This window comes from Caballeronia mineralivorans PML1(12), from assembly GCF_001028175.1.
Taxonomy (GTDB): Bacteria; Pseudomonadota; Gammaproteobacteria; order Burkholderiales; family Burkholderiaceae; genus Caballeronia; species Caballeronia mineralivorans.
Genome location: NZ_AEJF01000075.1, coordinates 67,206 through 89,177, shown reverse-complemented (window position 1 = coordinate 89,177; position 21,972 = coordinate 67,206). Strand labels below are relative to the sequence as shown.

Below are 21,972 nucleotides of genomic sequence, written 5' to 3'. Positions count from 1 at the left end.
GGGTATCGGCGCTTGACCTATGCGCTGATCCGCCCCGGCATGGCTGCGTATGGGTCGCCCAGATCCCAGAAAAGCCCCGTCATGAGCTGCAGCGCTTCACGGGCCACGCTTGCAAGCAGGTGTTCGTCGGGTGCGTGTTGCCGGCAGTTCGGATACGAGTGCGGTATCCAGATGGTGGGCAGCCCCAGGGTGGTCGCGAAGCAGTCGTTCGGAATGGTCCCGCCCAGGTTGGGCAGGATTGTCACGGCCTTGGCGGTGGTCGCGGCAATCGACGCATGGGCCCAGTTCACCCACGCGTGATCGGGATCGAGGCGTGTGGCACTCCCCGATGCTTCGATGGACACCTCGACTTGAGGAAAGCCTTCGCGGCGCAGATGGTCGGTGATGATCGCCTTCGCGTTGCGCCAATCGGTGCCCACCACGAACCGCAATTGGCAAACGGCCTCGGCAGCGTTCGGAATCGCGCTGATCGGGCGCTCGACGTTGCCTGTTCTCATCGCCAGTACTTCGAGTGTGTTCCAGGCATAGATCCGCTCCGCCGCCGTCAGGCCCGGCTCTCCCCAGCCACCGGAAAGTGGCGGGTCGCCTTCGTCCGCCCCGACTTCAAGGTCCGAGACTAGTTCCCTGACGCGCGTTGGAATCGGGGGCGAGAGCAGTCCGTTGATCCGGATTCGGCCATGACCGTCTACAAGGCTCGCCACGGCGTTGGCCAACACGGTGCCGGGGTTCGCCAGCACGCCGCCCCAGTTGCCCGAATGACGTGCGCCAAACTCGTTCCTGACGGTAAGCCGGAAATGAAGTGCGCCGCGCGAACCCAGGAAAATGGTGGGAGAGGATGCCTTCTGACGTGGTCCGTCCGATGCAATCAAAAGGTCGGCCGAGAGTCGCGTTGCGTTCAGCCGGCAAGTTTCATCGAGTCCTGGGGAACCTACTTCTTCTCCCATTTCGATGATCACTTTTGCATTGAACCCGAGCGATCCCCGTGTGTGCAGAACCGATTGAATCGCGCCCAGGTTGATCGAGTGCTGGCCCTTGTTGTCAGCCGTGCCGCGACCGTACCAGCGCTCGCCTTCAACCTGAAGCTCCCACGGTGAACGCCCGCTGGTCCAGTTCGACGCGTCGCCGTTGATCACGTCGCCATGCCCATAGATGAGCACGGTGGGCAGATGCGCGGCTTCGATGCGCTGGGCAAGAAGCACCGGTGGCATCCCGGCGATGGGGTTATCGGCGATTTCAGTCGTAAAGCCCATTGCGTCGAGCGCGGTCGCTATTTCATCCGATAAATAAGCGCGCAGCGCCGGGGCCGCTTCTTCAAGCTGGCTTTCCGTTCGCCGCGCAATGCGGCGGCTTAGATCAGCACGAAATTTGCCGCTGTCGAAGTAGGCGGATACATGATCGATGGCTTTCTGGCGTGTCATTCAAGGCGGCTCGGTGTGTCAGTCGAGCCAGATTAATGCCCCGCGATCTTTTTTGTATTCGCAATCAAACAAGGTACATTTGCGTTTTCGTCAAACCTTGCCGCGGGTCCGAATATGCGCAAATTGCTCGAGCCTTCGCTCTATTATTTTTCGGTGGTCGCGCAGTCTGGATCGTTGACGGCGTCGACGGAAAAACTCGGGCTGACCGTGTCCGCGCTAAGCCGGCATATTGCAAAGCTCGAAGGGGATGTGGGCGTGGCGCTCTTCGAGCGGCACGCGCGGGGCATGGTGCTGTCGCATGCAGGCCGGCTTCTTGCCCGCCACGCGCAGCGCAGTCTCGCCGACGCACAGTCGGTCATCGCCGAGATCCAGGGTGACGAACGCAAGCGCGCGCGGACCATCAGGATTGCCTGCACCGAAGGTTTTGCGTTCGATTTCCTTCCCGTGTCGCTCGGCGGCTTTTACTCGAATCATCCCGATGCGGCCGTCGAACTGGAAGTTGTCTCGTCAGAAGTCGCGAGCCAGATGCTGATGAGCGGCGAGGTATCGATTGCGCTGTCATTCAGTTTCAAGCCGGAGCCCGGCGTGGTCGTACGCCTGACGTTACCGGCCCCGGTTATGGCGTTGATGCGCCGTGACCATGATCTTGCGAGCCACACGACCGTACAGCTCGCCGACATCGTCCGCTTCCCGGTGCTGTTGCAAGACCCGGGTACGACGAACCGTCAACTGTTCGATATTGCGTGCAACGTCGAAGGGATAGAGATCGTGCCCTTCGTCAGTAGCCGGTATGTGGCCGCGTTGTACCGTTTCGTACAAACAGTGCCGCGCGCCGTCATGCCCTCGGGCTATGTCTCGGTCGCAAAGCGATTGGCAGGCGACGGGTTGATCGCACTGCCGTTCGACAACCCGCTCTTGCAGCAGCGCCGTCTTCAGGTCAAGACACTTGCGGGGCGGCCTTTGGATGGATTAGCGCAAGAGTGCATAGATTGGATCGTGCAGGATCTTAACGCTACCGCGAAAGGAATGTTTGGTATATAGCGAGTGGGGAGATAGAAGGACTTGCTGGACAGATGTCGGCCGCCGTCATTTGGGCATCGTCGACCACGTCAGTGAAAGCTTGCGCTCGGGCCATTCAAAGTAATTTTGAATAAAGCGAATTGCCGAACTTTAATAAGTTATGCGAACTAATTAATGACTGCTGCATCGAGCGGAGGGCAAATCTCAACGAAAGCTTGGCAAGTCTATGAGCCACATAACACAGCGGCGCACGAATCACGAAAAGGGAGGCAGTGCCAGGCAGTGAGATAGACGGAATTATAGAAGTTGGCGATCAACACAAGCGCGCAACGTCGAGTGTCAAAAGAGCCGCTGATTTCTGCACCTTGGGCAGTTTCCGCCTAGCAGACCAACCCCATGTTGCCTTTAGTCAGTAGGCGCCGAAAATTCGGTCGAGCGCGGCCAAGATGGCATCGCGGTGATCCGCAAAGGAGCCGATGCGCCTGCCAAGCGCGCTCAAGGGAACAGCACTCATGGCTGGCGTGTCGAGGAAGTGATTCGCACCATTGATCTCGAATACTGGCAGCAAATCAGACGGTTTGCCTGAGAAGCCGAGATCCGGGGTAGGTCGCAAAGGTATCACGATGCGCGTCGGCAAGATTCCGACATGCGTGCTCTGCACGTCGAGCAGATACGGTGCGAGTCGCCGAGTCTCATCGTCGGGATTAGCGTAGAGATCAAAACGCGCCATTAAAACGTCCTGTACTTCGAGAGCGGCAGCCCGTCGCGTTCAACCATCGCAGTGTATGCTGCGACCAACTCGGCATTGTCGTCGGCCCAACGACGAGCCTCGGTCTCCTGAATTTCCTCGCGCACGCCACGTTCACTCGCGCGCGAAAGGTTGATCCCGAGCTCCTTGGCCCGATCCAGGACTTCAGGCGGCAGCGTGACGTTCGTAGACTTGCGTGCCCGGACTTCGAGTGCCTTACCCATGCGCACCTCCATGTGTGAAAACATGTGCATTATAGCCCACATGATCGGCGATCACTCGTGGAGAATATTCCTCTCCGCAACTGGTTTGGATCTTAATTTGACATAAGATAAATTATCAACTTTTAAGTTGTATTAGAGCAAAGTTGTAATGTCGTACTTAGGCAAAGTACAAATGTCGTAGCCAAGCCGTTTTCGGGCCATGCTGAATGCCGGTTCTTCAGACTGCCGGAGTTCATCGTGGCGCTTACCGGGATGATCACCATGACGATGCGCGAACTCGATCGACTCATCCACTATCAGCCGGACGTGCGCGCTGAACTTCGAAGCGCACATAACACGCTCGCTTGAAGAACAGATTGATGGACAATGGGTCGACGCGCCGGTCCTCGCGCGTCGATTCAGTCGTTATCTGTCAGCAACTTGTCGAGCGGCACTCCGTGCTTGACGAACGGCGAACGGATCACGATGTAACTGAAATACTTCTCGATGCCGAGATTGCGGTCAAGCAGGCGCTCAACCACTTCCTGGTAGTGACCAATGTCCTTGACGACGAACTTGAGCAGATAGTCGTACCCACCGCTCACCAGGTGACATTCGGTAATTTCGTCGAAATCCCGCACGTTCGCCTCGAAACGCACGAAATCTTCGCGCCGATGATCGTGCAGCATGATTTCCGTGAACACCGACACGATGCTGGTCACTTTCGCGACATTCACGTGCGCGCCGTATCCCGAGATCACACCGGCTGATTCAAGACGCTTGACGCGCTGCAGGCATGGGCTCGCAGAAAGGCCGACGGCGGCCGCGAGATTCGCGTTCGTGATGTTGCCGCTCCTCTGCAATTCGGCGAGGATCTTGATGTCGATCCGGTCGAGTTTGGGTCGGTTGCTCATATCGTTCTATTCTCGAAAACGGCGGGCGAACCGGCTTTCCCGCTAAACGCGGGAAAGTTCCTCGTGATGCGCCTTGACGAACTGCGCCATGCTGGTGAACTTGAAATCGACAGACGGCTCTGCAAATGTGCGCATCGTCGCGCCGAGTCCGCGCTGCTCGAAGCGCCGATGGATCCAGCATGAACGAATGTCCAGCCGGTTGGCCGGCTCATGATCGTGGTACATGCTGTCCGCGACGTGCATGATTTCGTCCTTACGCACGCCGAGCGTCGACAGCACGTCGAGCGCATATTCAAAATTACGGCTCGACGGCTTGTAGCTTCCCACGTCCTCAGCCGTGACGACGACGTCAAAGGGTACATGCAGCTTGGCGCGGCTGTAGGTGAAATTCTCGTTGTCCACGTTCGATATGATGACCAGCTTGAAGTACTTCTTCAAATACTGCAGCGTACTTGCCGAATCCGGGAAGGCAGGCCAATGGCGGACCGAACGGCCATAGGCCTCCGCCTGCTCACGCGTGTAGCTGACGCCCCACTCCTCCGCGAGCCGCTTGTAGACCACCTCGAGCAGCCGGTTGTACGGCATGTCGGGCGTCGCGCTCTGCTGATATGACTCGTGGCGGGCGTGCGCTTCCAACACCTGGTCGCGGGTCGATGGCGGGTCGAGCGATGAGACCAACGCGGACAGACCCGCGACGATGCCCGACTCCCAGTCGATCAGGGTGCCGTAACAGTCGAATGTCAGGGCCTTGAAATCCGTCAGCCGCATGAAGGGCTCCTTAACTGGGGTGTTCCGGCTCGCGCGGACCGCGCTGCGCTCGGAAACGCCGCGCCGGTAGCGGCGCGGCGAATCAAACCGGCACGAACGCCGGTGAATGACGTAGATTGCCTACTTCTGCAGCAGCACTTCCTGGTGAGCCTTCGCAAGCTCCGCCATGCTGTTGAAGCGGAAGTTAATGGTGGGTTGTTCACCAGGGTTCATCGTCGCGCCGAAACCGGTCTGCGAATGGCGGCGATAGATCCAGCACGATGCAAGCCCGAACGCGTTCGCGGGCTTGTGGTCGTGGAACAGGCTTTCCGCGGTGTGGAGGATCTTCTCCTTCCGGATACCGCGGTCGCCCAGCTTGTCCAGCATGTACTCGAAGTTTCGCGGCGACGGCTTATAGGAGCCGACGTCCTCGGCGGTGATGATCGCGTCGAATTCGACGTGGAGCTTCGCTTGGCTGGCCGCGAAGCTGTCGTTGTCGATGTTCGACAGGATGACCAGCTTGTAGTACTTCTTCAGATACTGCAGCGCGTCTGCAGAGTCCTCGAATGCCGGCCAATTACGTACGGACTTGCCGTAGGCCAGGCACTCCTCGTGCGTGAAAGGCACCTGCCATTCCTCGGCCAGTCGCTTGTACACGATCGGAAGCAATTCCTGGTAACGCTTAGCCGGCGTGTAGGCCTGCTGCGATGACTCATGACGTGCGTGGGCTTCGAGAACCTGATCCCGCGCGAGCGGCGGGTTGACGCGTTCGAGCAGAGGACGCAACCCCTCGAAGATGCCCGTTTCCCAGTCGATGAGCGTGCCGTAGCAGTCGAAAGTCAGTGTATCGAAGTCGGTCAGTTTCATAGTAACTCCTCCTGTTGGTTGGTGAGCTAGACCTAGTCTATTGGGCACGCCCAGCAACCGTTACTCATGTTGCGCACCGCATCGGCAATCTCTGTTGATCGCCCGCACATCATCAGCATAATCTGCTGCGGGGTTCTTCCTGTTTGCTATGTCGCCGCGATCGGGCCACCCAATACACGGTTTTAACGTACGAGGAACCCGTATTTGAGCGGATCACGCTCGTCGATGACCCAGTTGGCAAATCCGCAAATGTAAGCGGAGCCTTCGACCTCCGGGATCACCGCCGGGTACATGCCAAGCTGCACTTCTTCCAGCACACGAGCGCGAAACACAGACCCGATAATCGACTCGTTGACGAGTACCTCTCCCCGCTCGATTTCGCCACGAAGGTAAAGTTGGGCGATGCGGCCCGCGGTTCCTGATCCGGTAGGCGAACGGTCGACTTCCCGATCGGCGAAGATGCAGCAATTCGCCTGAGTCGACTCATCAGATCTCGGCGCGCCATGAATGATGGTCCCATAGATGTGATTGATCTCGGGAATGTCCGGATGGAGGACCGGATACGCGAGATTGGCGGCAAGCTTGACCTCGGCGCCAAACTGCTTGAGCGTCTCGACCGACGACTCTCGAATCGCGAGACCATGGGGTGCACCGTCTGTATAAAAGTAAAAGGCGCCACCGAATGCGATGTCTCCGGTCACCGTCCCGTAGGTCGGTGTCTCGACCGTGACGTCTCGCTGGTAGATGAACGACGGCACATTGATAAATCGAACACCATTCACGTGCGTGCCGTCCCACTTCACGAATGCCTCAATGAATCCGCATGGCGCGTCGATACCTACCCGCGTTTCCGGACTCTGGCGCTGCACCCATCCAAGTTCAACCGCAGCTGTCGCTAATGCAATTACGCCATGCCCACAATGATCGCTATAGCCCTCGTTATGGAGAAAGATGACGCCGAAATCTGCTGTCGGTGAAACTGGCGACGTCAGATAACCGCCGTACATGTCAGCGTGGCCACGCGGCTCAAACATCAGGGCCTGACGGATCTCGTCCGCGTTCTCGCGCACCGATGCGCGGCGTTCCACGAGGGGACCGGGTCGAGCCAGGGACGCAGCACATGCAAGACAAGGCATCTTCGGTGACAATCAGATACAGAGACCCGGCAACCTCCGGATTGCGCGGGGCTACGGTGGCATCTAGCGCCACCGTATCATCCGGTCCCGGTCCCGGTGTCGAAGTCAAAGTCAAAGTCAAAGTGATACTTACGGGAGCCAGCCGGTTTTGCGTTGATCTTCCGGACCGCCTCGGGTAATGTACCTCGCCACATCCGGAGCTCTTCACCATTCAAAAAAAATTGGAGGGTATATATCAATCACCCTTGATGCACGGCGACCAGATTCTCCTGGTGGGCATCGAAGATTTTCTGCGCCAGAACGTCTTTCCAGCCGGTAAGTGACTTGCAATCCCAACGGAATCACCACCTGTGTCGCACTCATCGGCTCTCTCAGCCGGCTCAGCTCGTGGTCTGCTGGCGGGCAGCTTGAATAAACTTCACTGGTGCAAAGCTCTACGACTGCAGCGGTACCCGCACCACCCATCGCGCTGCACGAACCGGCGGCATACGACGACAACACCGCACACAACATCAGCAGTGCCGCAAGCCACATGAGGGGTCTCGTGGCCTCGGTCTATTGCCGAGTAACGGCAGCCAGGTAATTGATGAAAAGCCGCTCTATCCAGATATTTCAGGGGCACACCGCAAAACCACAAACAATCGGTCACGTGCCCGCCATCGCCATCGGGCCGATAGCGGGCGGCAACGTCTCGGCACCGCCCTCAGACGAAAAGGTGGCCCGCCCGGGAGTCGAAACACGCTTACTGAATCCATGAGACGCGCAGCTTCGCCCCTCAATGAGCCGGCGGCTGTCGCCGTTCGCTCAACGAGTGCGGCAGTCTACTGAGATCGTTCGATCTAGGTGTTCGACGACGCGGCTCACCTGCTCGATCGCATCTGACTGCTCCGCCGTGGCGACCGCAATCTCCAGCATCATGCCGGCATCCCATACCGTGGTCGGCGCGGGCGACCTTCCGCGAAGAAGGTTCGACTGCTGCTTGTTACAGATCTATGTCATCTCCTAATCAAATGGCTGATTTCATCGCTCCGCAGGTTGAAAGCAAAAAAAACGATTCCCCTGTAACCAAACAGCTGCCCCCCTCGAAATAGATAACGTACCCATCACGGGTACCTTCTATCCCAACTACCGGAGAGATTCAATGTCTGCAAAAACCACTGTTAGTGCCACCCTGCTCGCTGGCGTTGTCGCGAGCTTGCTCGCATCGATTGCCCACGCAGCACCGCTTACGCCGGCCGAAGGAGCCGCTGCTGTCGCCGCGCACAAGGAGAAGTGTTACGGCGTCGCCCTGAAGGGACAAAACGACTGCGCCGCCGGTCCCGGCACTACGTGCCAGGGTACTTCGGCGACGGATTTCCAGGGTAACTCGTGGAAGTTCGTTCAGGGCGGCACGTGCGCGAGTATCGAAGTGCCGGGTGGCGGCCACGGCTCCCTCACCCCGCTGAAGTCCTGATCCGGCGAACGACAAAAGGAACGGGGCGGACATGGACGATTCCACCAGCACAACGGCAGTTGGCGAACCAGACCGCCCCTTTCAAATGAAGCCCGGCGCTCAGGCGATTGTCGGAACGAGTTTCAAGCATGAACACCTGTCCGCGATTCTCGCCGACGGCCTGAAGGACGGATTCTTCGAGGTTCATGCAGAAAACTGCATGGGCGCTGGCGGTCCGCCACATCGGGTGCTTTCGGCCATTCGTGAGGACTATCCGCTTTCCATTCACGGCGTGTGTATGTCGATCGGCGGACCGGAAGCACTCGATCTAACCCATCTCGCGCGCTTTCGCGACCTGGTCGCTTGCTATGAGCCCATGCTTGTGTCCGAGCACCTCGCATGGTCCTCACACGGCGGAACATTCTTCAACGACCTCCTGCCTTTGCCGTACACGAAAGACACGCTCGATAAGGTGTGCGCGCACATCGACCAGGTGCAGGAAGCGATAAGACGTCCCATTCTCCTTGAGAATCCGTCGACCTACGTTGCTTTCGCTTCCTCGACAATGAGCGAAACCGACTTCATCCGCGAGGTCTCGCAACGCACCGGCTGCGGACTGCTATTGGACGTCAATAACGTTTTTGTATCGGCGAACAATCACGGTTTTTCGGCCTCAGCGTACCTCGCCGATTTCCCACTTGAACACGTGGGGGAGATACACCTCGCCGGCCATAGCGAGCAACTCGACGACGAGAACGAACTGCTGCTCATAGACAGCCACGACCGCGTCATCTCCGATTCTGTCTGGATGCTTTACAGGGATGTCGTATCGCGCATTGGACCGAGACCAACGCTGATCGAATGGGATAGCAACCTTCCCGACTGGCCCGTCTTGCGGGCTCAGGCAATGACGGCTCGGCGGATCATGAATGAACACGGGATAGTGCTGACCGGGGAGCTCAACCATGAGGTCTGAATATCGCCTATACGACTACGCCGCAGCGTTTGCACCGGGTCTGACGGACCCCGCGATGGTGGCATCGGACGACGTGGTCGCCCCGTCGGGAAAGGGCGTAATCAAGCGCTATAACATTTATCGTAATAACGTCACGGTCAGCTTGATCGACGCGCTCGCTGCTATCTATCCTGCTATCCAGCGCATTACGGGCGTCGAATTCTTCAGGGCGATGGCCCGTTTCCACATTCGCGAAACTCCTCCTGCTTCGCCGTTGCTGTTCGAGTACGGGCGGGATTTTCCTGCGTTCATCGAGTCCTACGAATATTCCCGTGACATGCCGTGGCTGGCGGATACGGCGCGCATCGAGCGGGCGTGGCTGGATGCCTATCACGCTGCCGACCTGCCCGTGCTTGCTGCCGAAGCGTTGGGAAGCATTGAGCCGGCGTCGCTGGCAAGCGTGCGTTTCAAGGCGCACCCCGCCGCGCGGATCGTACGATCACCCTATCCGGCCGTCGCAATCTTTGCGATGAACCGGACTGATGGCCCTGTTGCTCCGCTCCGCTCAAGCGAACCGGAGGATGCACTCGTGACGCGACCGGAGCGGGACGTGGTGGTATCGCGCCTGCCGCCCGGTGGTGCGACCTTCCTCATCAGTCTTCTCGGGGGTGCATCACTGGGTGAAGCGGTCGCGGCCGCATTTCAAGAAGCCCCTTCCTTCGATCTCCAGGCCAACCTGGTAGGGATGATCTCAGCCGGCGTGTTTACCGCCATTGAACATGGAGATTGATCAACATGTCAGACCAACAAGACGTAAGACTTCCGTTTCCAGGCATTGTCATATCCACGATTGGCACGGCGAAGCGGCTGATCCAGCGGCTCGCGCAACCGTGGCTCGTTCAACTGGTGCTGCGGCTTGCCTTGGCCGTGCCGTTCTGGAAATCGGGCATCCTCAAATGGCACGGATTCCTTCAACTCAACGATACGGCGATCGACCTGTTCACGGAGGAGTTCAAGTTGCACCTCCCGGGTGGTCCATATCCGTTTCCTCACCCAGCTGTTTTTGCATTTCTATCGGGCTGCGGTGAGGTAACGTTCCCGGTGCTGCTCGTACTTGGCTTCGGAACCCGGTTCGCTGCAGCCGGCATCATACTTATGACGTGCATCATCGAGCTGACTGTACCGGACGGCTGGCCGATCCACCTGACTTGGTTTGCAATGGCCTTGGGAATCGCGGCGTGGGGCCCAGGCGCGGTTTCCATTGACTATATGCTTGGTGACAAGTCGCCCAGATCCTGACCCGGAGCATCTACCAAACACGGGCTGGTGCGCTGAATGTTCTCCTGGACGTGAGGTTCGATGTGTTACCCGACTGGAACGACCATCAAGAGTCCTATAGGACTTCGGAAGTGTTTTCCGACTAACCAACGGTGAGGTCCAAATCCGCCCGTCCCCGTTCAATTGCCAGCGATATCTGGACTTCTCCTCTGCAGGAGTACTTGGCGGAACGCCAAGTACTTGAAGTTTCAGAAGGAAAGGAACGAGCACGCGTGGTAAGCCTGGCGCCATCACCATGTGTCATCTGGAAGCTTGCGCCTGCTTCCCGGCGGTAGCGACTATACCGTCAAACGGACGCGCGCTTAGATTCGACACGAAGAGGCGAAATGAAAACCGGCGATCTGATATTTCGGCTGGCTAATGATCTGACGCCCGTCGAGTCCAATGCCGTATCGAGAAGGCTCAATCGAGCGCTCATAGTTGGCTTTGCGGGCAGCATGGCGTTGCTGGTGGTGCTCTACGGCATCAGGAGCGATATGCCGAAACTGATACTGACGACGATGTTCTGGGTACGGCTTGCGTTTCCGACGGCGACCGTTGTGACTGCAATGAAACTCGCTGCATGTCTTGGCCGTCCCGGCGCGCTGCTCAAGCTTGCATGGTTCGCGGTCGCAATGCCCTTCGTGACCATGATGCTCATGGTCATCTTTATTCTGCTCGCGACACCGCCAGGCTATCGTCTGCAACTGATGTTGGGGACAACATGGCGAGTCACCACGGCTAATGTCGTTCTGCTGTCTCTGCCATCACTTGCCGCTGTGATGCGCGCCATGAAGGGACTCGCCCCTACCCGCCTTGCATTGGCTGGCGCAGGTGTCGGACTGCTCGCCGGCGCGCAAGGACTGCTTGTGTACTCCCTTTACTGTTCAGAGATGTCCGTGCCGTTCTGGGGTGTCTGGTATGTACTGGCAGTTGTCGTGACCGCCGGCATAGGGGCTGCACTTGCTCCGATTTACTTGCGGTGGTAAGGCAGCGGAAGCAACACCTTGTTACGTTGAACCACGTATCAGTTAACGCTTGCATGACCGTCAATACCGGCGTGTCATCTGCCCACGCCCTTTAATTGCACCTCGCCGCGATCGCCTTTCCCATAGGCTTCTGCGGCGCCTAAGAATCTTTTCTCGATGTCGTTTTGCTTATAGCGGTCGACACACACAAAGGAAAAATCGTGAAAGTTATTGGTAGCCTCAGGATCGGCGTTCGCCTTGGAATAGGATTTGGCGCGACGCTCGTTTTGTTATGTCTGGTAGGCGCGCTAGGCCTGGTTCAGGCTTCTCGCATCTATGACGGCACACAGGACCTCGCAACGAACCTGCTTCCCAGCGTCCAGCGGCTAGGCAATATCCAGGCGCTGGCTAGTGAGACTCGCCAAGCATCCTTAGGTTACCTGATCGCAACCAGTTCTTCAGAACGCAAGTCCCAACGATCGAAGCATGACGCAGCGCTTAGTGAGCTTTCGCGAGTGTGGCCACAATACGAGGCAGTGGTGGGCTCCGCCGAGGAACTGCAGCTGTCAAACAAGATCAAGGCGGCGTGGAACACCTATCTCTCTTTGGACAAAAAGCTGAATGCGCTTTCCGACAGCGGAGATGAGCATTTCGCTGACGCCCGATCTCTCGCCGAGGGTGAGTCTTCGCGCGCGTTCACCACGGTCACTGAACTTGTCGCGCAGGATATTGCGTTGAACAGCCAGGGGGCGGACGACGACAGTGCGCAGGCTGCGGCCGCGTTTCACAACGCATTGCTGTTCACGTGGATGCTGATCGGAATGGCCATTGCATTGAGCCTCGTTGTCGCGTTCGTCATCACCCGCTCCATTACGGTTCCAATCAGCATATCCGTGAAGATTGCACAAACGGTCGCGCAAGGCGACCTGACCTCGAGGATCGAAGTGAGTGGCAAAGACGAAACAAGCCAACTTCTGCGAGCGCTGAAACACATGAATGAGAGACTCGCAGAAGTAGTTGGGCGTGTTAGATCTGGCAGCGAGAGCATTGCTACGGGAGCTGATCAGATCGCGGCAGGCAATACGGATCTGAGCCAGCGCACGGAAGAGCAGGCAGCGTCACTTGAAGAAACCGCAGCGAGCATGGAAGAGCTGACCGCCACCGTCAAGCAAAACACCGAAAGCGCCCGACAAGGCAATACGCTTGCCGCAAACGCTTCCGATATCGCACAACGTGGCGGCGACGTAGTGGGCCGGGTGATCGAGACCATGCACGCTATATCGGCAAGCTCGGCAAAGGTTGCCGATATTATTGCCGTGATCGAAGCTATTGCATTTCAGACCAACATTCTCGCGCTGAACGCAGCGGTGGAGGCAGCGCGTGCTGGTGATCAAGGTCGCGGTTTTGCCGTAGTCGCCGGGGAAGTGCGCACCCTCGCGCAACGAAGTGCCAGCGCGGCAAAGGAAATCAAGGGGCTGATAGCGCATTCCGTTGACCGTGTGAAGGCTGGTTCGGTTTTGGTCGAAGAAGCGGGGACGACCATGGGCGAAGTAGTCCTGGCAGTCAAACGTGTCTCCGACCTGATGGGGGAGATTACTGCAGCGTCCCTTGAACAGCTTACCGGCATCGAGCAGGTCAATACCGCCGTCGCGCAGATGGACCAGGTGACACTACAAAACGTCGCATTGGTTGAAGAAGCGTCTGCCGCCGCGCAGTCGATGGCGGCACAATCCAGCACGCTACGCGAGATAGTGTCGATCTTCAAGCTGGGAGCCGATCCTTCAAGGGCTGACTTTCCGACGCCTCGAGTTGCAGTCGCCGCTTTACCATCAGCTAACGCCACTCCAGAAACTGCCAGTTGAGGAACGTGTGTCGTTCGCGACGCAGTAGAACCGCAAACCGACTGGGTCTCGTCTTAACGCTCTAGGCCAAGGCGGGCGGTGGCAACATCGCTGATTTGGCTGTCGATCGTGATGAATCTGGTCGTTCTGTATTTCTTTACCAACTGGCTGCCGGCCGTGCTTATCGGCAGCGGGCTTCATACCGGCGATGCTGTTCGCACTACCGCGTATTTTCAGGTTGGCGGCACGATCGGCGCGCTGGTCGTCGGCTATCTCTCGGATCGGATCACGCCTACTCTGGTGCTCGGTGTGGCGTTTGCGTGCGCGGCGCTTTTCATTAGTATTGTGGGGTCGGTGGGTGCGAACCTTGGCCTGGTGTTGCCGGCCGTGTTCTGCGCGGGCTTTTGCATTGTGGACGGTCAGGCAGGCTAATGCTTTCGTGGGTGGGTTCTATCCCACACGCATTTGCGCAGCCGGCGTAGGTTGGGCGCTTGGCATCGGCCGGATCGGTCGTGGGCCGTGTGCCCGGCTGGTCTCTGATCCAGCCAGGTGCGCGGCCCATCCCGCTCCACGTTGCACCCGAAACAGGATCTCGATACGTGGGTCCGCTGCGTTCGTGGCGTTTGCGTATTCTCTTGCCGGCAGAGAACACGTCATCGACCGTAAATCCGAATTCCGCCACACGAGCCTTGATGTCCTCCAGGACATCCGCCGCTTCGGCTTCGCGGGCCTTCGACCAAGTGCGAACGAAAACCCCTGCCCTTACCGCCCCGCGACCGCGCGCGCGATTTTCCGGTCAGTCTTGTATTCGCTCAGTGCGTAGACCGACCAGATCGCTGCCGGGATCCAGCCAATAACCGTGAGTTGAAGCGCGAGGCAAATGATCCCGGCAAACGGCCGGCCAATCGTGAAGAACTGAAGCCAGGGCAAGAAAATGGCGAGCAGGAGGCGCATGGTTTTTCCGTAATGTTAGTGGAAGGTCATCCAACGGTGACGACCGCGGTATAACGTCGTACGACCACGCTATAACGGCCTGCGGTTTTGAAACTTTAGCCCTTTCCGTACGACCCTGATCAACGATTGGCGATTGCTGTTCTACGCCGCGCTCAGCGTTGGAGCTTGCTGCGGTGCGGCGTCTCGCCTGTCCCATCCGGTGCATCACTAATGCGTGCTCGAGGCCGCCGACGGATCGAATCCAGCCGCGACAAGCGCCGCATGCAGCGTCTCGAAGAGGTGCGTTTCCCCCAGCACAACCGTGATTCCGTGGCGGTCCATATCGGCTCGCAGATACTGGTTAACGCGCGCAAACAGCACGTTGATACTACGCTGCTTCAAACTCTGGCAGAATTCAGCGAGAGTCCTTGCCGCCGAATAATCCAGATCCGTGATGGCGCCGGCATCGACTATGAACCAGCGGACTGGCGTGGGCGCGCGGTCGAGCAGGTGACGCACATCGTCGACGAAAAAATGGTCGTTCGCGAAAAACAGGTCGGCGCCGAACCGGTAAACGATCAGGCCGGGTGCCGTCTGGGTGCCCGGCGTCGCGGGCACGGGCGCCCAGCGTCCGCCAGTGGCCGCAGTGGGCGCCAGCATCATGGTGTGCGGATGATAGCTATGGCGTACATGGCGCAGCAACGACAACGCGACCGCGAGAAGTATTCCATCCTCCACGCCAATGACCACCACGGCTGTGGCCGTGACGAGCGCCAGCGTGAGTTCGCCAGGACTTTCGCGCCGGATGGCGTAAAGACTTTTCACGTCGATCAGCCCAATGGCGATCGTGAAGACGATGCCCGCCAGCACGCAGTGCGGAAGATACTGTAGCCACTTGCTGAAGAACAGCAACACCACGCCCACGACGCCCGCGAAAACCACTTGCGCGAACTGGCTGCGCGCACCGGCGCGATCCGCCATGGCGGTCTGGGTCGGACTGCCGTTGACCACGAACGCCCCGCTTATCGACGCAACTGCGTTGGCTGCCGCTATCCCCAGGATGTCGGCATCGGCGTCGACGGGTTCGTGATAACGCTCCGCAAACACGCGGCCCGCCGCGACGCTTTGCGCGATGATCATGACAAAACACGAAGCGGCCACGGGTACCAGGTCCAGCGTCTGCTCCCAGGTGGCAACCGGGAAGCTCAGCGCGGGCAGGCCCCCGGCAACCGGACCTACGACCGCGATTCCATGTCCGGCGAAGTCGTAGGCATAACTTGCCGCAATGCCGCCGACCACTGCGAACATGGCGACGGGAAGATGCGGCAAAAGGCGCTTGAAAATGAGGATGCAGCTCACCACCGCCACCGAGATACCCAGTGTCGGAACCGACAGCTGAGGCAGGTGGAGGATAATCGATTCGATCTGCCCCACGGTCCGGGACGACCCCACGTGGACGCCGAGCATGTCGCCCAGCATGGCGACGCCGACCTGAATGCCGACGCCGGCAAGGAAGCCGAGCAAGACGGTGCGGGATAGAAAATCGGCCAGGAAACCGAGCTTGAAGATCCGCGCGATCAATAGCAGTCCGGCAGTCAGCAGCGCGACGACCCCGGCGAGCGCCATGTATTGCGGGCTTCCGGCCGCTGCCATGGTCGACAGCCGGCTGGCGAAGATCGTGGCCGTCGCGGAGTCCGCTGCGACGACCAGATGACGAGACGCGCCAAAGATCGCGAATGCCAGGAGCGGTAAAAATGCGGTGTAAAGACCGGTCACGGCCGGCATTCCCGCTATGCGCGCGTAACCCAGTACTTGCGGGATGTCCATTGACGCGAGCGTCACACCGGCCAGGAGATCGCGGAGTGCCGTAGCGCGGCCGAGCGGCAGGACGCCCTTCAATAAGTTAAAGCGCATTGTGCGTCCCCGAACGATGTCGCACCCGAGGGTGCGATAAAAATGAATTTTGTCATTGGCGCATCGTGCCGCAACTTGATTTGGAAGAGCAAGGTTTCTTGACGGCTGTCTCGCCGGGCGGGGTGTCTGGGCTGCATCTCGTGGGCAATAGAAAAACGCCATGCTATAAAGCGGGCGAACATAGGCATGTTTCGTCACTGCGAGGGTGACATGAGCGTGAGCTTTCTGAAAGGTAACCGGCACTACGTTCGTTACATGAGGCTATGCCCTGTCCGGACCGTGCTAACAGGGCCGAAGACCAGCGCAGATGCTAATGCTCCGGCCGGAACGTTCAACGGGCCGGGCTCGCGGGTATCCGCGAATTCGTCGATGAGATCCTTGCTTCTGCGCTGGTTTCATCGCTATCTGCTGTCCGCGTGTTGCGCCCTGTTGCTTGGTGCGCTTCCGGCCTCACCCCAAGCGCATCCGCATGTGTGGATCAATTACTCGATGGTCGCCCAGACGCAAGGAACGCTGCTCGTTGCCGTGCAGGAGACGTGGACCTTTTCGAAAGGCTTCCCGTTTTCGATGGTCGGCGATTTCTCCAGCATGCCAAAGTCCGGTCCGCTCAACGCAAGTTACACGGCGACGTTCAAGGCTCAGGCCTTTTCATCGCTTAAGGGCGCGGATTATTTCACGCATGTTTTTGCCGACGGCAAGGCCGTTGCCCTGGGCGAACCACGTGACTTCAGTGTGGGTATCGAGGACGGCCACGTTGTATATCGATTCCTGATGCCGCTCGGAAAACCGGTGGACGTCAAGCGCGCGCGAGTGACGCTCGGCGTCTGGGACGATACGTTTTTCGTAGATTTTGAAAACGCTGCGCAGCCCATGCCGACGCTCAGTACAGGCAAGCCGGATACGTGCCGGGCCGTGCCATTCGAGGATCACGACCACCCGATTTTCGGCGGCACCCTCTTTCCTCAAGCGAGCAGACTATCGTGTTGACATGCTTCGTAAGCTGGTTCGGCGGCGCACATCGCAAGGCGATTGGTGTGTGTCTGGCTCTTGCCATGATGCTCGCTTCGCATAGCGTCTTTGCTCAAACCACGGACGTCTTCGGGCGTACTTCGACCTGTACGCCAAGCGCTGCCAACACGGCCGATGCTCCTCGACCCGCACCCGGCGCGATGCCATCTATCATCCGCGATGCAGTGAACGCCAGCATCCATCTGCAAAGCACGCTGAACGAACAATTGCAGGAGACGCTCGCGAACGAGCGCGATGGGTCAGACCTGTTCACCACGGGGATGATCGTGCTGTGTTCGTTCGTGTATGGCGTGTTGCACGCATTGGGACCAGGACACGGCAAGATCGTCGTCAGTGCATATCTGGCGTCGCACCGGGCACGTTTCGTCGATGCAGCCCTCCTGAGCGGATGGAGTGCGCTGGTTCAGTCGATGTCCGCGATTGTTCTTGTCGGAGGCGCGGCATGGTTGAGCCGCGAGGGACTGCGCGGCGTATTGACCCGGGCGTCGAGTCTTGAACTCGCCAGCTATATTGTCTTGCTCTGCGTCGGTGCGTGGACGTTATGGGCGGTCGTCACCAGGCGCGATTGTTGCGACGTCGATCGTCTGGAGCTCGTGCCGAAGAAACACGTGAGCCTGATACAGGCGGGTTCGGATGAGAAGGACCAGGCCCGGTATCTCGGGGCGAGTTTGGCTCAACGACGTTCCCGTGCACGCTGGACGCCAACGGACGCTGAACGAGGACCGTCCCGGGTCCGCAGGCGGATACTTATGACGGGCGTTGCAGTCGGTGTGCGTCCGTGCGCAGGCGCCATCTTTGTCTTGATTGCGGCGCTCGCCAACAAGGTTTTTATAGTGGGCGTGCTTGCCTCGCTAGCGATGGGTGCAGGTGTCGCTTGCACGGTCCTGGCGATCGGCATGACGAGTTTGTCGATGAACCGGATGGTATCGAAAGCGGCTGTTTTCAGGCACCAGAAAATCGAACGAGTTCGTTTCGGCCTGGCTCTCGCAGGCGCCCTTTTCATCACGGCGTTCGCGGCGTGGCAAGTGTTTGCGCTAGTGTCCGGAACGCAGGCTGCAACGCTCGCCTGACGTCTGATCGGGCGGTCGGCTTGGATGGGCCAATAATTACGTGGGCCAAAAAAATGTCATACGGGGTTGTCATGCGAACATGCAGTCGGCTGCGGGGATCGGCTGCTGCGCTACTGCTGGTAATGACGGGGATAGGCGCAATGCTCGCCCCTGTCAGCTCGCGTGCAGCCGATTGCCATGCCGGCACGCTCGTCACCGTCGTTGCCCACCTCGACGACGACCTGCTCTTCGTCAATCCAGGCATCAGCGACAAGCTGGAGGCAGGCTGGTGCGTCACCACCGTGCACCTGATCGGCGGGGCTAACGGCGCAAACTTCGACTACGTGAAACTGCGCGAAAAAGGCACGCGCCTGGCCTATGCGCGCATGGCGGGCGTACCGGACGACTGGATCGAATCGACGGTCATGTTCGCCGGAAAACCCGTCCACCAGATGGTGCTGAAACAGCAGCCGAAGGTGACGCTGCTGGAATTGCGGATGCCGGGAGGCGGGGTACGCGGCGGCAAGGTGCCGCTCGGCCTGATGTGGGACCAGGGTGCAACCATCGACACCTATCCCATCAACAACGACGGCTCCGGCGCTACTCACTACGACCGCGCGGAGACCGTAGCCACGCTTAAGCAGATCCTCGCTCCCGCGACCGCGATCTACACGCTGAACCCGGACACGGTGCCTTTCATCGAACACCCCGACCATATCTATGCCGCGAGGATCACGCGCGTGGTCGCCCAGGGTCTCAACCGGAGCATCCCGATTGGTTATCACGTCACGTATCCGACCGGAGGCATGCCGAAAAACCTCAGCGCCGGCGATACGCAGAACAAGCGCGACGACGTGGCGTCCTACTTCGCCATCGATGGCGACGACAACGGCGAGCACGTCTTCGGCGAATATCAGTGGGACGGCAACTGGATTGCGCGCCGCTACTGGACCGAGTCCAGTTCGAGTTCGGCAGGCCTGGAGTTCCGGCCGCGCTCGAGCAACCTCGTCAACGAGTATACGAGCCAGTGCCTGACCTCGGCCGGCGCGAACGGCAAGCCGACACTTGCAGCCTGCTCGGGCGCGAAGACACAGGACTGGCACTGGCAACCGGTGCCGGCCATGCCGGGCACGAAGAACAACTCGCAGCTCGTCGATGAATCGACGCAGCAGTGCGTCGCGGAACGCAGCGGGAACCTGGTCGAAGAACCGTGCAGTCAAAACGAAGCGGCTCAGAAATGGACACCGTGGGACTTTGGCCTCGTGTACACCCCGCTCGGACACTGCCTCGCGGCACACGACGGCACGCTGTTGGCCGGGCGCTGCTCGTCGCTGACCGCGGAATCGCGATGGGCGCCCACGCCTCACTCGCAATGGACCGATCTGCGTCAGGACGCAGCGATGTACGGGGACGTTCGAGGGGACGTCGACGGCGAGAAGCGGATCAGTACGGTCTACGTGCAGCGTCGCCGGGATGGACCGGGCTTCAACGTGTGGGTCGCGGACATGTCGCGGCTGCCGACTGCCGCGCCGTGGTATATGAACGCGGTGCCGTTCGACGCCCATGCCGGCACCCCCACATGCGCCGGTGACACGCTCTGCTTTGACAGCGTGCGTTTCCTGCTCGGAGACTTCGAAGGCACGGGACGCGACGACCTGATGGTCATCGCCCCGCGTAACGGCGGCACCGCCTTCTGGCTGATGCGCAGCACCGGTACGCGCTTCGAGGCGCCGCACCTCTGGTACCAGACCTCCTCTGCCTTGACGCCCGCCAGCGCGCAGCAATACGTGGCCGGAGACTTCAATGGCAGCGGCCGCGCCGGCGTGACGATCGCGCAAAAACGCAGCGACGCCACGCTTGACCTTTGGGTAGTCGCGAGCGAGGGCATGACCGGGCGTGCACCCGCGCTCTGGATGAAGGCAAGCGGACTTAGTACGAACGCGCGCTTCCTGCCTGCTCGCGTGGCTGGATCACAGCAGCGCACTGGCTTGATCGCGATCGAAACGGTGAATTCGGCGATGGCCGTCACGCAGCTCGCCAGTTCGGGCAGCGCGTTCGCTGGCCGGCTACGCGGTAACACCTATGCGGAATTCGCACCCGCTTTCGCGAAGGTGGTAGCGGGCGATGTGGACGGCGATGGGTTCGACGATCTGGTCGTGCTTCAGCCACGAGGAGATGGACCTAATATCGATGTGTGGCGAATGAAAGGCGGCGCGCAGTTCGGGGAGCCCCTCAAGGTCGCCACCCTGCATGAATCGTCCTATGCCGACGCTGTTCCCGCGCTTGTACGGCGTGACCGGAATGAAACGCTGGTGCTTTTCAAGCGCGCAAACGCCAGGCTCGGCGATTTCTATTTCACCGGTGGCGCACCGAGTCTTGTCGGCTACGACTTCGAACCGTCGTTTAAGCTCGGTCCGGTGCAGATCTGGGGCGACTTGCCGGGGCTCTTTTCGGAAGCGTTATGGATCAACACGCTGTCGCAGTAACGAGGTGTGTCAGACGGTTCCGTTCAAGAAAGTATCCAAAGCCTTGAGGGCTTGGATCGCTGAGCAATTCGACTCTATCCAGATATAAGTATTCCTATCTATATGGAATCGAACTGTCCAGCGATTCCTGCCCTATTCTTCTTCGTGAAAATGAAGCTTAGTCCTGTGCGTGTTCGGCAGCTTGCTCGATCAAGGCCGCGACTTCCTTGGGATGCGACTCATAAACCGAGTGACTCGCGCCGGTGATCTCGACGGTATGGCTGTGCGCACGCGCTGCGTACATCCGTTCCAGGTCAGGATTGATGATCTTGTCCGATTTAGCGACCATGTACCAGCTAGGCTTCACTTTCCATGCGGGATCGGTCATTGCGGTCGAGAAAACCGTGGCCGATGTCGGCATCTGCGCGCGGGCTTCAAATTGCGCTTGCTTCAACGGCAGGTCCGCGGCGAAGTCGGCCGGGTAATTGGCCGGATCGAGGAACAGAAAACCGTCTGGTGTCTTCACGAGCGGCCTTGCGGAATTCGGAAACTTCTTGCCGTTGCCCACTTCGGTCTCGCCCGTGTCCAGCGCGTGAGCCGCAATATAGACCAGACCGGCGACATGGGAGTCGTTTCCGGCCGAGGTGATGATCGCGCCGCCGTAGCTATGACCAACCAGGATAGCGGGTCCGTCCTGACGATCGAGAATGCGCTTGGTCGCGGTCACGTCTTCCGCGAACGACGTCAGCGGTTCCTGGACCAGGGTGACGTTATAACCGTCCTTGGTCAGGATATCGTAGACCGGCCTCCAGCCCGAACCGCCAACAAACGCACCATGGACCAGCACGATGTTCTTGACGGGACCTTTGGCGGGTTGGGTCTGCTGAGCCATGGCGCCGGCTGAAATGAAGGCACTGGCGATGAGCGACAAAAGTAACGTAGCGTGACGGATTTTCATTTTCAATTCCTGGGAAGTTTGCGGTTTGCAATGGGACGAACACCGCTACCCATCCCGC

20 protein-coding genes and 1 pseudogene are annotated in these 21,972 nt (G+C 59.2%); 11 read left to right on the top strand and 10 right to left on the bottom strand.

All coding sequences use genetic code 11. The features are described from left to right. Window positions 1-17: 17 nt before the first annotated feature. Complete coding sequence (locus EOS_RS10395; RefSeq protein WP_047846546.1) at window positions 18-1,418, bottom strand: M20 family metallopeptidase; 1,401 nt, start codon at window positions 1,416-1,418, stop codon at window positions 18-20. A 114-nt stretch (window positions 1,419-1,532) separates the two neighbouring features. On the opposite strand from EOS_RS10395, the gene EOS_RS10390 reads away from it, so the two are divergent. Further along, window positions 1,533-2,459: a LysR family transcriptional regulator gene (locus EOS_RS10390; RefSeq protein WP_047846545.1), complete on the top strand. Its 927-nt coding sequence runs from the start codon at window positions 1,533-1,535 to the stop codon at window positions 2,457-2,459. 388 nt (window positions 2,460-2,847) lie between these two features. Here the strand turns inward: EOS_RS10390 and EOS_RS10385 are convergent, their stop codons facing one another. The 6 genes and pseudogenes from EOS_RS10385 to lhpH all read right to left on the bottom strand — a co-directional run. Next, window positions 2,848-3,168 (bottom strand): CcdB family protein, encoded by a 321-nt coding sequence (locus EOS_RS10385; protein ID WP_047846544.1) that lies wholly within the window; start codon window positions 3,166-3,168, stop codon window positions 2,848-2,850. Then, on the bottom strand, window positions 3,168-3,410 hold the full coding sequence (locus EOS_RS10380; protein ID WP_047846543.1) for a type II toxin-antitoxin system CcdA family antitoxin: 243 nt from the start codon (window positions 3,408-3,410) through the stop codon (window positions 3,168-3,170). The genes EOS_RS10385 and EOS_RS10380 overlap by 1 nt, the downstream gene beginning before the upstream one ends. Before the next feature lie 398 nt (window positions 3,411-3,808). Continuing rightward, the gene (locus tag EOS_RS10375) at window positions 3,809-4,303 is read right to left on the bottom strand and encodes an Lrp/AsnC family transcriptional regulator (RefSeq protein WP_047846542.1); all 495 of its coding nucleotides are present in this window, start codon (window positions 4,301-4,303) and stop codon (window positions 3,809-3,811) included. A gap of 42 nt (window positions 4,304-4,345) precedes the next feature. Further along, window positions 4,346-5,071 (bottom strand): haloacid dehalogenase type II, encoded by a 726-nt coding sequence (locus tag EOS_RS10370; RefSeq protein WP_047846541.1) that lies wholly within the window; start codon window positions 5,069-5,071, stop codon window positions 4,346-4,348. A gap of 120 nt (window positions 5,072-5,191) precedes the next feature. Further along, window positions 5,192-5,917 carry a haloacid dehalogenase type II gene (locus EOS_RS10365; RefSeq protein ID WP_047846540.1) on the bottom strand — a complete coding sequence of 242 codons (726 nt, stop codon included), beginning with the start codon at window positions 5,915-5,917 and terminating at the stop codon, window positions 5,192-5,194. Window positions 5,918-6,099: 182 nt separating this feature from the next. Next, window positions 6,100-7,008, bottom strand: a pseudogene (gene lhpH / locus EOS_RS10360) (trans-3-hydroxy-L-proline dehydratase); the annotation flags it as partial. 1,186 nt (window positions 7,009-8,194) lie between these two features. On the opposite strand from lhpH, the gene EOS_RS10350 reads away from it, so the two are divergent. The 7 genes from EOS_RS10350 to EOS_RS46180 all read left to right on the top strand — a co-directional run bounded on the left by EOS_RS10350 (window position 8,195) and on the right by EOS_RS46180 (window position 13,998). Further along, complete coding sequence (locus tag EOS_RS10350; protein ID WP_047846537.1) at window positions 8,195-8,506, top strand: BufA1 family periplasmic bufferin-type metallophore; 312 nt, start codon at window positions 8,195-8,197, stop codon at window positions 8,504-8,506. An 85-nt stretch (window positions 8,507-8,591) separates the two neighbouring features. Continuing rightward, complete coding sequence (gene bufB / locus EOS_RS10345) at window positions 8,592-9,461, top strand: MNIO family bufferin maturase (RefSeq protein WP_063177455.1); 870 nt, start codon at window positions 8,592-8,594, stop codon at window positions 9,459-9,461. Continuing rightward, window positions 9,451-10,230, top strand: a complete 780-nt coding sequence (locus EOS_RS10340; protein WP_047846536.1) for an HvfC/BufC N-terminal domain-containing protein — start codon at window positions 9,451-9,453, stop codon at window positions 10,228-10,230. Before bufB ends, EOS_RS10340 begins: the two co-directional genes overlap by 11 nt. 5 nt (window positions 10,231-10,235) lie before the next feature. Continuing rightward, window positions 10,236-10,739, top strand: a complete 504-nt coding sequence (locus EOS_RS10335; protein WP_047846535.1) for a DoxX family protein — start codon at window positions 10,236-10,238, stop codon at window positions 10,737-10,739. 365 nt (window positions 10,740-11,104) lie between these two features. Further along, window positions 11,105-11,746: a DUF1109 domain-containing protein gene (locus EOS_RS10330; RefSeq protein ID WP_047846534.1), complete on the top strand. Its 642-nt coding sequence runs from the start codon at window positions 11,105-11,107 to the stop codon at window positions 11,744-11,746. A gap of 200 nt (window positions 11,747-11,946) precedes the next feature. Then, complete coding sequence (locus tag EOS_RS10325; RefSeq protein ID WP_047846533.1) at window positions 11,947-13,587, top strand: methyl-accepting chemotaxis protein; 1,641 nt, start codon at window positions 11,947-11,949, stop codon at window positions 13,585-13,587. A 78-nt stretch (window positions 13,588-13,665) separates the two neighbouring features. Further along, the gene (locus EOS_RS46180) at window positions 13,666-13,998 is read left to right on the top strand and encodes an MFS transporter (RefSeq protein ID WP_047846532.1); all 333 of its coding nucleotides are present in this window, start codon (window positions 13,666-13,668) and stop codon (window positions 13,996-13,998) included. A 330-nt stretch (window positions 13,999-14,328) separates the two neighbouring features. Here EOS_RS46180 and EOS_RS10315 read toward each other — a convergent pair whose 3' ends face one another. Then, entirely contained in the window at window positions 14,329-14,520 is a 192-nt protein-coding gene (locus EOS_RS10315) for a YqaE/Pmp3 family membrane protein (RefSeq protein WP_047846531.1), read from the bottom strand. A 207-nt stretch (window positions 14,521-14,727) separates the two neighbouring features. Beyond that, window positions 14,728-16,413, bottom strand: coding sequence for a SulP family inorganic anion transporter (locus EOS_RS10310; protein WP_047846530.1), 1,686 nt, complete (start codon window positions 16,411-16,413; stop codon window positions 14,728-14,730). 369 nt (window positions 16,414-16,782) lie between these two features. On the opposite strand from EOS_RS10310, the gene EOS_RS10305 reads away from it, so the two are divergent. The 3 genes from EOS_RS10305 to EOS_RS10295 all read left to right on the top strand — a co-directional run bounded on the left by EOS_RS10305 (window position 16,783) and on the right by EOS_RS10295 (window position 20,977). Next, on the top strand, window positions 16,783-17,400 hold the full coding sequence (locus EOS_RS10305) for a DUF1007 family protein (RefSeq protein WP_160312476.1): 618 nt from the start codon (window positions 16,783-16,785) through the stop codon (window positions 17,398-17,400). Beyond that, on the top strand, window positions 17,394-18,512 hold the full coding sequence (locus tag EOS_RS10300; RefSeq protein ID WP_047846529.1) for a nickel/cobalt transporter: 1,119 nt from the start codon (window positions 17,394-17,396) through the stop codon (window positions 18,510-18,512). The genes EOS_RS10305 and EOS_RS10300 overlap by 7 nt, the downstream gene beginning before the upstream one ends. A gap of 140 nt (window positions 18,513-18,652) precedes the next feature. Beyond that, window positions 18,653-20,977 (top strand): PIG-L family deacetylase, encoded by a 2,325-nt coding sequence (locus tag EOS_RS10295; protein ID WP_053063832.1) that lies wholly within the window; start codon window positions 18,653-18,655, stop codon window positions 20,975-20,977. A gap of 157 nt (window positions 20,978-21,134) precedes the next feature. On the opposite strand, the gene EOS_RS10290 is transcribed toward EOS_RS10295, so the two are convergent. Next, window positions 21,135-21,914, bottom strand: coding sequence for an alpha/beta hydrolase (locus tag EOS_RS10290; RefSeq protein ID WP_047846527.1), 780 nt, complete (start codon window positions 21,912-21,914; stop codon window positions 21,135-21,137). Between the last annotated feature and the right edge of the window lie 58 nt (window positions 21,915-21,972).